Source organism: Bacteriovorax sp. DB6_IX (genome assembly GCF_000447775.1).
Taxonomy (GTDB): domain Bacteria; phylum Bdellovibrionota; class Bacteriovoracia; order Bacteriovoracales; family Bacteriovoracaceae; genus Halobacteriovorax_A.
This window is the reverse complement of sequence record NZ_AUNJ01000152.1, coordinates 1-9,622: the sequence shown is the minus strand read 5'-3', so window position 1 is coordinate 9,622 and position 9,622 is coordinate 1. Positions and strand designations below refer to the sequence as shown.

Sequence of the window (9,622 nt, the reverse complement as noted above, 5' to 3'; positions counted from 1 at the left end):
TTCTTTAAGCTCAATAATAATATTATCTAAATCCCCTTCATAGACTTTCTTCCATGCGCGAATTTCTTTTGAGTTGATCCCCATGCGACCTCTGATAAAAATTTAATATTTCTTATATTTTGCCAAAGTATGAAATAATTAAAACTGGGAAAAAGTAGTCATCTCCGATTGGAGATGACCTTTATAGTGAATACTCTTCAAATTTTGAGAGAAATTTCTTGATAACTGAGTCAAGTCCTTCAAAGACCGACTGGGCCACAATCCAATGACCAATATTATATTCTTTAAAAACTTTAAGCTCTAAAAGAGGAATCACACTCTCAAGTGTAAGCCCATGACCCGCGTGATATCCGACCGGAGTATCCTTCACAACTTCATATGAACTCTTGAAGCTCTCAAGGTAATGCTGAATATCAACACCTTTTAAAAAGTCAGTCGCATAGTGCCCGGTATGAATCTCAACAGCATCGGCACCCAGTTCAATTGAGCGTCTCATAACTTCATCATTGGCCTCAACGAAAAGAGAGATTTTAACCCCTTCTATTCCAGCTCTAAGCTTTGCCATCATTTTCTCAATACGTGAGTATCCTTCAGCAGAGAGAAGATCCAAACCACCTTCTGTTGTCTTTTCTTCTCTTTTTTCTGGAACAAGACAAATCCACTCTGGTTTAATTGAGATAGCGATATCAGCTATCTCATCAGAACTTCCCATCTCTAGATTCAATGGCTTTCCATATTTCTGAGTCATTTCAAAGACAGCAGGAACATCTGCATCTTGAATATGACGTCTATCTTCTCTTAAGTGAATAGTAATTTGATCTGCACCGGCCTTTAAAGAGGCATCAGCAGCAAGTTGAACATTTGGATAACCTTCATCTCTTTGTTGTCTCAAAGTTGCAACGTGATCAATATTTACGCCTAATCTTGGTATCATTCTCTATTTATCCTAATTCTTTTTTAAGTACAGTAATGAGATTGTCGCAGATATCATTAACAAGCTCACGCTTATCACCTTCGACCATAACTCTGGCCAGTGATTCAGTTCCCGAGTATCTAATAACAACTCTTCCACGACCAGCAAGTTTTTCATTGGCCTCTTTAATGGCAGCTTGAAGAAGCTCAAGCTCATCAAGAGGCTTCTTTTCACCAACGGTGATATTTTTTAAGACCTGTGGAAAGAGTTCAATTTCAGAAGCTAATTGATCCACATCTTTTTTAAAGTGTTTCATGGCCTCAACAGTTTTCAGGGCCGCCAGAGTTCCATCTCCCGTCGTCGCATGATCAGTGAAAATAATATGCCCAGAAGGTTCTCCACCTAGCTTGGCCTTATTCTCACGCATATACTCCATAATATATCTGTCACCAACTTTAGTTCTGTGGAAATTTAACCCTAAACTCTGAAGATAAAGCTCAAGACCAATATTAGACATCACAGTCCCTACGACAGTGTCACCCTTTTTAAGATCTCCCTTATCAAGCATAAGCTTAGCAAAGATTCCAATCAGCTTATCCCCGTCAATCACTTGCCCGTGCTTGTCGATAACCTGAATTCTATCAGCATCACCATCAAGACAGAAACCGATATCAGCTCTAAGCTTAGTCACCTCTTCCTTTGCAACCTCAGGATGTAGGCTTCCACAGTTAAGATTTATATTCTCACCATTTGGTGAAACACCTATTGAGAAGACTTCGGCCCCAAGTTCACTTAGAACCATAGGAGCAACTTTATAACTGGCCCCGTTAGCACAGTCGACAACCACTCTCATGCCACTCATATCGTGCTCATGTGTAAGGGCAGTTTTTACGTGAACAATATAGCGACCATCGACTCCTTCAAGTCTCTTGGCGCGACCAATTTCACTTCCCGTTTTCTGAGGCATCTTTTCTGGATTAAGAACAAGATCTTCTAATAGGAGTTCAACTTCATCAGGAAGTTTGAAGCCATTAGCATCAAAAATCTTTATCCCATTATCATCAAAACTATTATGAGATGCTGAAATCATAACTCCTGCATCGGCCCTCATACTATCAGTCACAAATGCAACTCCAGGCGTAGGAAGTGGACCAGTGAAGATGACTCTTCCCCCCTGCGAACAAACACCAGAAGCAAAGGCCTGCTCTATCATATAACAGCTTAGTCTTGTATCTTTACCAACAATGACAAGAGGTCTCTTCTCATTACCAGATTTCTTTTGAAAGTAGTAAGTCACTGCACGACCAAGAGCTGTCGCGACCTCTGATGTCATAGGATAGACATTCGCCTTTCCTCTAATTCCATCTGTTCCAAATAATTTTCTCTCTGACATAAAATTCCTTAATATCTTCTTACTCTTATAGTTTCTGGATTAATTTGCAGAAGATGGACCCCTTCAGGAAGAATCGCTCGCAACTTCACATTAAAGTTCCCCTTCTTCTTGGCCGGTATCTCTGCATAAACTTTAACTTCACTACTTCTAATACTTCTGCCCTCAGGAGCTAGGACATCTATCGAGACGGCCCTTTTTGATGGCTTAAACTTATGAGTCGTAGAAATAAAGTTAATTGGAATATTCTTTAAGTTCATATTCGCTTTCTTTGGGCGAATATCATACTTGAGCTTAAATTTTTCCTTATTCATATAGTGAACATAGTGTGGCAACTCTTCAAGCTCCACATCAATCTCACCATTTCCAGTCAGGCCACTAATATCAATTAGTTTCGTCTTTGTCACTCCAACAGTTTTCATGACACTTCGAGGACCTTCAATTGAAACACTACCCGGACTAATCTTGGCATGAATAAGTTTTAAATCAGGCGGGAGAGAGCCTGCAATATTGCTCTTAATAGGAATCTTCTTATTAATCAGCTTATCAAAGTTGATTGTAATTCTCTCTGGCTCAAGTTGGACAACGTCCACACCAAAGGGCAGAAGAATATCACTATCTTTGATGAAGTATTGAATCGAGCGCTGCTTTTTAAGCTTTCTCTTACTTAAGTCAATACTGATATTCAGATCATCTTCTTTATACTCTTTTAAGAAAGCACGGGCACCTTTAAGAGTGACCTTTACTCTTTGAGACGACATTTTATCAACGCCGAGACCAACTGGTGAGATAACATCAATTTCAAAAACTCTCTTAATAGTAATTGGCTCCGAGTTTACAACATAGAACCAAAGAAAGACTGAAGTGATCAAACTCAGTATTTTTAATATGTGACCTTCAAGCCATTTTACTTTTTTTAAGTCGGCCCTTATCTGTTCTCTCATTACTTGGCCTCAATCTTTTTAAGCTCTTCGCTTAGTTTTTCACCTGTCCACAAGTGCTTCATATACTGTCTCAGAATATTCTCATCAGAACACTTGTAAAAGATCCCATCCACACAGACACTGATTTTTCCAGTCTCTTCACTAACAGTGATAACAACAGCGTCAGAAACTTCAGAAACACCAAGGGCCGCGCGGTGGCGTGTCCCATAGTGCCTATCAATATCAACATTCTTCGATAGTGGAAGAAAGCAAGCAGCGGCGGCGATACGATCATTCCTAATAATGATCGCTCCATCGTGAAGTGGAGAGCTGGTGGTAAAAATCGAGTAGATCAAATCACTATGAAGCTCACAATCTAGGGACGTTCCCGTCTCGATATAATTTTGTAGCCCATTCTTACGCTCAAGCACAATAAGACCACCAATTCTCTCCTTACTCATAACTGAGACCGAGCGAACAATTTCTTCAACATCAAAACCTACAGGCGAGCGGTCAAAGAAAGAGAACATCTTTCTCCCTGTTCCAACCGTGGCCAGTGCGGCCCTAAGCTGATCCTGAAAAAGAATGATAAAGATAATAAAGAAGTAATCAAAGAAGTGATCAAGTATCCAATTCAAAGTATAGAGATTGTAATTAATCCCAAGAGCATAGATCCCCGAGAGAAATACCATACCGATCAAAATCTGAACGGCCCTCGTCCCATGAACGATCTTTAAGACCTGATAAATTAGAAGCGCCACAATTCCCATGTCGGCAAAATCTTTTAAGGTCAGTTGTTTCAGTAATATTCCGAATAAATTCATAAAGTTTCTAGCTTGTCTGTCTTTTTTCTAGTTAAGGATGATCTCATTATGTCATACTATATTCATAGACTTAAGGAGTACTATCATGCCTACAAAAACGGTAATAGTAAACACTTCAGGAGAAGGGTTCTACGATATAACAGAAAGCGTTAAAACTCATTCCAAGCAGCTTATCGATTCAGATGAAGGACTACTCTACATCTTCACCATGCATACAAGCTGTGCCCTGACGATCAATGAGGCCTTTGACCCGAGTGCTAAGACAGATATGGAAAACTTTATGAAGCACCTTGCTCCGCGCAATCTCTCCTTTATCACACATACAGCAGAGGGAGCTGATGACTCCCCTTCCCACATGAAGTCAATTCTTCTCAATCAAAATCTCTGTCTTCCAGTAGAAAATGGAGATCTCATCATGGGAACATGGCAGGGAATCTATTTAAGTGAGTTTCGTGATGGCCAAAAAGATAGAAAGATTTTACTCAAGTTTATCAGAGGGTAAAATAATCGAGTTTAGCCGTGCTTTGACCTAGAGCTAAAGATTAAGGATAATTTTTGTATGAAAAAATTTATCACTTTAGCAACCTTAGTCTTAATTAAGTTCAACCTTCTTGCCGCTGATGAGTTCTACCATCATTACCCATCAAGCTCGATACCTCCTAATTTTAAGGAGGCAGCTCTGGCAATTCCAGCAGATAAGAGTGCCATCAGAGATATCTCTGTTCTTATCTATCCCCACGATCTCAAAAATGACTGGCGACATGGAAAACCCGATGACACAACAAAATTCTCAATACTATCTGATTCGATTAAAAAATTAACGGACGCCAATGGTAGAGAGTTAACATTTACAAATGCAACACTTTATAAGCAAAAATCGACAATCCTAGTTATCAAAAACGATGGGGCCAAGGCCTACCTACAACCACCAATTCAATTCAGTGTGACTGAAGCTGTAAAAATCGAAAGATTTGGAAACGAGGACAAATCAAATTCATACGTTGGAAGTTTTAAAATTGGACTCAACGAAAAAGGTCTCTACCTTGTCAATACCGTAGATATTGAAACATATCTTCTTGGAGTTGTTCCAAGTGAATCCGTTTCAACATGGCCAATCGAAGCTCTTAAAGCCCAGGCCCTAGCAGCGAGAAGTTATGCCCTCTACCACCTGATCAATAGTCGTAATAATGGAAAGGATTGGGATGTTGATGACACAGCAAGATACCAAGTCTACACAGGTGTTAGTCACAGAAAACCAAGTACCGACAGAGCTGTTAAAGAAACAGATAGCGAAGTTATTACATATAACGACAAGGTCATCGTGGCCTTCTTCCACGCTTTTTCTGGAGGATGGACAGACAAGGCCAGCGTGATCTTTGAAATGAGTACAGTACCTTATTGTGATGTTTCAAGAGAAGTATTTAGCAATGAAGAACTTAAAGATAATCTTCCACAAAGAAATCACTGGATTGTTGAGTGGAAAAAAGACTGGTCAAAAAAAGATGTGCTGACAAAGCTCAAAAAGCATAAAGACCTTAAGGCCAAGTTTTCAAAGTTTGATGAAACACAACCATTTGAGTTCTCTGTCCTAGACAGAAACCCGAATTATAATAGTGCGAGAACGATTCAAATCACTCAAGGTGATAATAGTGAAACAATGTACTTCAAGAAAATGCGAGGAGCGCTTGGTTGGAGTAATTTTAACTCATACCACTACTTTATTGAGAACGAGACACAAGACAGTGTTCAATTCAGAGGTTTTGGGTGGGGGCACCACATCGGTCTTTCACAGTGGGGTGCTTTTATGATGTCAAAATACTATAACTATAATTACCGTGACATCATTAAACACTACTACCACAACACTAGAATCCTAAAAACTGCTCCCCTTACGTGGGGTTCAGCCCAACCAAATAATCTCTAAAATATAAAAACAAATAAAGATGTCGATATGCTCTTACAGCATATCGACTCTCATCATGGTTGTTGCAAGCTTGTTTTTTTAGAGAAAGAATTACATTAAAAATTTGGGCAGTTATAAATCATAACGACTTTATGCAAGTTGAATACCATTAGCTTCAGGTATCTATCGGAAATAACAAGGAGCTTGAGAGCTCCTTGTCACTATTTGATTGTTTTTGAACATACTTTAGCCCCACTTAACTGGAGCAGTTTATCAGAACTTAGCTATTATTCCTGTTGTGTATGTGTAATCAGAAGTTGAGTTACCAACAACCGGCTCATTATCATACTTCCAAACATAACTAAGTTTAAGAGAGAATGTATTCGTCATCACCATCTTTAGAGAATAACCAACATTCACAAGATAGTCTTCCGACTCAGTAAAATTAGGAAGATATTCCACCCAAAGCTTAGAAGAATTCGCATTCGCAAAAACTCTCTCATAATCAATATATACTCTGGCCTTCGAGTCTTTCTTATCAGCAATAGACTCATCTATATTCTTTTCAATTGTATATCGATAGGCAACTTCAGACTTTGACTTATGCTTATCAGAACCTAGAATTTTATACTTAAAACCCAAGTCAGAGTTATAACGTCTAGACACTCCTGAGAAGCGATTAGCTTCAACAAGCTCTGACACAAAGAGTGCCGATCGATCATTAAGAGAACGATCATATCTTAAAAGTGCATCCCAGTTCTCAGCACTTCTTTCTCCATCAGATTCACCATAAGTATAGTTAACTTTGAAGTCAGCGGCGTGCTTCTTAGAAAAAGTATATGTATTTGCAGATTTTAAATTATAGGTTTTAACATCTGAGTTTCCACCACTAACAACAGCAGAAAATTCATCTTCTGTTTCAAATTTGGCCTGCGCAGAGACAGTTAGCAACAGAGAACTCACAATGAGAGCAGAATAAGATTTCATAGAACTTCCTTTTCTTATTATTTTTTGTTCTTCTTATTCTCGTTCTTTAATTGTAAAATGGCCAGTAAACCTTCAACATATTCGAGACGCTTAGAGTACTCAAGCTCATTATAATTTGACACGCTCTTATAGTTAAGAAACTCTCCAACACTTTCAAAGAACTTCTTCTCATGGCGATGAGAAATAATTTTCTCTACCGCGTGCTTTGTTCTACTCATGAGAAGTTCTTCTTTAATTGGCTTATCAATGACATCAAAGGCTCCCTCTCTCATAACTTGTTGAACCAATGACTTATCTGCGAAGGCCGTTAAAAAGATAACCTCACCAGGGAACTTCTTTGTTCTTAGTTGAAAGAACATCTCGTCTCCATTCATCTTTGGCATACTTACATCTGTAATAATGAGATCAATTTGCTGTTCTTCGACAATCTTGAGACCCTCAAGACCATTTTCGGCCTGGAAAATATTAGGTGTAATATCTTCTAGAACATCAACGAGAAGTTCACGAATCATCGCCTCGTCTTCAACGATTAATAGATTGATATCTTTTATAAGGGGCTCCCTGTTAGGTAAATACTCTTATATTTTAACCCCTAGATGCGTACTGAACAAGTACGTCTTTGACAATATTTTATGACATTTTTCAATAAAAAAAGGGAGCACTTCATAGTGTGAAGTGCTCCCTTTCTTCGTCATATTGAGATAATTCTATGCTGCTTTCTTTTCTTCTTCTTTTTCGACAACCTCGGCCTCAGCTTTGGCCGGCTCAGGCACTCCCTCAAGACTCTCAAGAACACTATTAGAGATAATCAATTTCTTTCTTAGCGCCTCTCGTGAGATTCCCATCTCTTTAGCGGCCTTAGACTTATTTCCATGATTTCTCTTAATTTCAGATAGGATCATTTCTCTTTCAATAAGTGCTAGTCTATCTTTAAGTGGAATAGAATGATCACTTACATATGGAATTGAACCAAACATTCTTTGCTTTTGTACAACATCAACAAGCGGTATAGCAGAGTTATCAAGGGCCACTTCAGTGATAATATGTGATTTCGGGTTATAGAGAACAGCTCTTTCCACACACTTTCTAAGTTCCTTAATATTTCCTGGCCAATCATGTTGCATTAGCTTTTCAAAAGCTTTTGGAGAGAAGCTCTTAAGTAGTAGGCCTTGTTTCTTACATTCTAATTTTAGGAAGTAATCAACAAGATGTTCAATATCGTCAGATCTTCTTCTAAGAGGTTCAATATGGACAAAGGCAGATGAGAGGATTTCAAATAACTCTTTATTCCACTCTCCGTTTTCTACCATTTGAGCAATGTCTTTTGATGTTGTGGCAATGATTCGACAATCAAAGCTAACACGGCCTCCATCAAGTCCTTTATTTTTTAACACAGTCAGAAGTCTTGCTTGCCACTCGAAGTCCAACTTGTGAACTTCGTGAAGAACGACCGTTCCACCACGAGTTGATGAAAAATAACAATCAGACTCATCTGGACCAAAGAGTTGCTTATCAAGAGTTGCAAAGTCTTTAGACTCACAATCAACTGTCTTATATTCATTGAGACCACGTCTTCCCTCGTGATGAAGAATTGTAGCGTAGAGTTGCTTTCCAACACCTGGCTCACCATAAATCATACAAGGCGTTGTAAGATCCTTTAACTTGATTATAGAATTTCTTAAAGAACCTACATGTGGAGTTTTTCCAACTAGAGCAAACTTTCTATCAAAAGGAGTTGAGAATCTTCTGATCTGAGAGTTTTCAGAAATTGGATTATAATTATGGAATACTGAAGAGAAGACAAGGGCCAAAACTTTCATTGTCTTTTCATCTTCAATTGTAAAACGATCTTGGTTTCTCTTATTGATAACTTCAATAACACCAATGATCTTATCTTCTCTATTGTGGATTGGGTGACAAATAATTGATTTTGTCTCGTAGCTAAAAAGACTATCAAACTCATCATTGAAACGAGAGCGATCACTCTTCGTATCAATATTTAGCGCAACTCCAGTTGTAAATACGGAACCTGCAATCCCAAGTCTATAATCAAATTTCAACTCATTCTTTTGAACACCTAAGGCAGCGACTGCTTCTAGCTCATTCGTATCAGGATTAATTAAAAAGATACTAGAGCGTTGAGCATTAAGAAGCCTTACAACTTCTTCTAGCATAGAGTCTAGAAACCCATCCTTATCACCAAAATGTGTGATATCTTTGAATAGCGACAGTAGTAATGAGAACATCTCAAAACCATCACTGGCCTTGGTATATCTTTCTTTGAGAGCGGAATCAATAAGACAATCTTTTAGGCGATCTGATGAAAAACTAAGAATATAGTTTTCTAGAAACTTATGAATTTTATCTTCGTGATCAATTTCTACACCATAAACGATTTCTTCATCTTCTATACTATTTGAGAATGCTCTAACGACCCTTCCCGTAAGATCAAGGTGATACTTTTTAAATTGTAGAGAAATATTTAACTCTGTTCCAACAGTGATTTGCTCCATTGTAGAAAAACCAAAACCTGTCACAGATATATCTACGAGCTTTGCATCATCGATATAGACCATATTCCCTAAGTCATTTTCCCTTTCAATTAGAAACCTTAAATCATCAGCTTCTTCTACAGGAATTCTAAACGACTGATAGAATTTAAATTCTGAAAAACTGGCCAAC

The 9,622-nt window shown here is 38.3% G+C and carries 9 protein-coding genes; 2 read left to right on the top strand and 7 right to left on the bottom strand.

What is annotated here, in order from left to right:
• Positions 1-181: 181 nt before the first annotated feature.
• Genes M901_RS04625 through cdaA form a run of 4 tightly spaced genes read right to left on the bottom strand, consistent with a single transcriptional unit; the run spans position 182 to position 4,050 of the window.
• Positions 182-934 (bottom strand): pyridoxine 5'-phosphate synthase, encoded by a 753-nt coding sequence (locus tag M901_RS04625; protein WP_021277019.1) that lies wholly within the window; start codon positions 932-934, stop codon positions 182-184.
• Between the two features lie 7 nt (positions 935-941).
• Positions 942-2,306, bottom strand: a complete 1,365-nt coding sequence (gene glmM / locus M901_RS04620; protein ID WP_021277022.1) for a phosphoglucosamine mutase — start codon at positions 2,304-2,306, stop codon at positions 942-944.
• A gap of 8 nt (positions 2,307-2,314) precedes the next feature.
• The gene (locus M901_RS04615; protein ID WP_021277017.1) at positions 2,315-3,247 is read right to left on the bottom strand and encodes a YbbR-like domain-containing protein; all 933 of its coding nucleotides are present in this window, start codon (positions 3,245-3,247) and stop codon (positions 2,315-2,317) included.
• Positions 3,247-4,050: a diadenylate cyclase CdaA gene (gene cdaA / locus M901_RS04610; RefSeq protein ID WP_081653349.1), complete on the bottom strand. Its 804-nt coding sequence runs from the start codon at positions 4,048-4,050 to the stop codon at positions 3,247-3,249. The genes M901_RS04615 and cdaA overlap by 1 nt, the downstream gene beginning before the upstream one ends.
• Before the next feature lie 85 nt (positions 4,051-4,135).
• Between cdaA and M901_RS04605 the strand changes: the two genes are divergently transcribed.
• Both M901_RS04605 and M901_RS04600 read left to right on the top strand, forming a co-directional pair.
• The gene (locus tag M901_RS04605) at positions 4,136-4,552 is read left to right on the top strand and encodes a secondary thiamine-phosphate synthase enzyme YjbQ (RefSeq protein WP_021277020.1); all 417 of its coding nucleotides are present in this window, start codon (positions 4,136-4,138) and stop codon (positions 4,550-4,552) included.
• A gap of 57 nt (positions 4,553-4,609) precedes the next feature.
• Positions 4,610-5,974 carry a SpoIID/LytB domain-containing protein gene (locus M901_RS04600; RefSeq protein WP_021277021.1) on the top strand — a complete coding sequence of 455 codons (1,365 nt, stop codon included), beginning with the start codon at positions 4,610-4,612 and terminating at the stop codon, positions 5,972-5,974.
• A gap of 252 nt (positions 5,975-6,226) precedes the next feature.
• On the opposite strand, the gene M901_RS04595 is transcribed toward M901_RS04600, so the two are convergent.
• From M901_RS04595 to M901_RS04585, 3 genes are all read right to left on the bottom strand, one after another.
• The gene (locus tag M901_RS04595) at positions 6,227-6,940 is read right to left on the bottom strand and encodes a DUF481 domain-containing protein (protein WP_021277025.1); all 714 of its coding nucleotides are present in this window, start codon (positions 6,938-6,940) and stop codon (positions 6,227-6,229) included.
• 17 nt (positions 6,941-6,957) lie between these two features.
• Positions 6,958-7,470: a response regulator gene (locus M901_RS16270; RefSeq protein WP_255345202.1), complete on the bottom strand. Its 513-nt coding sequence runs from the start codon at positions 7,468-7,470 to the stop codon at positions 6,958-6,960.
• A gap of 177 nt (positions 7,471-7,647) precedes the next feature.
• The coding region (locus M901_RS04585; RefSeq protein WP_021277023.1) for a sigma-54-dependent Fis family transcriptional regulator at positions 7,648-9,622 on the bottom strand (1,975 nt) is incomplete at its 5' end.

Bases quoted from the DNA above. Each gene is read 5' to 3' on its own strand.
- M901_RS04625 (WP_021277019.1), bottom strand. From the start codon at position 934: ATGATACCAAGATTAGGCGTAAATATTGATCACGTTGCAACTTTGAGA.
- glmM (WP_021277022.1), bottom strand. From the start codon at position 2,306: ATGTCAGAGAGAAAATTATTTGGAACAGATGGAATTAGAGGAAAGGCG.
- M901_RS04615 (WP_021277017.1), bottom strand. From the start codon at position 3,247: ATGAGAGAACAGATAAGGGCCGACTTAAAAAAAGTAAAATGGCTTGAA.
- cdaA (WP_081653349.1), bottom strand. From the start codon at position 4,050: ATGAATTTATTCGGAATATTACTGAAACAACTGACCTTAAAAGATTTT.
- M901_RS04605 (WP_021277020.1), top strand. From the start codon at position 4,136: ATGCCTACAAAAACGGTAATAGTAAACACTTCAGGAGAAGGGTTCTAC.
- M901_RS04600 (WP_021277021.1), top strand. From the start codon at position 4,610: ATGAAAAAATTTATCACTTTAGCAACCTTAGTCTTAATTAAGTTCAAC.
- M901_RS04595 (WP_021277025.1), bottom strand. From the start codon at position 6,940: ATGAAATCTTATTCTGCTCTCATTGTGAGTTCTCTGTTGCTAACTGTC.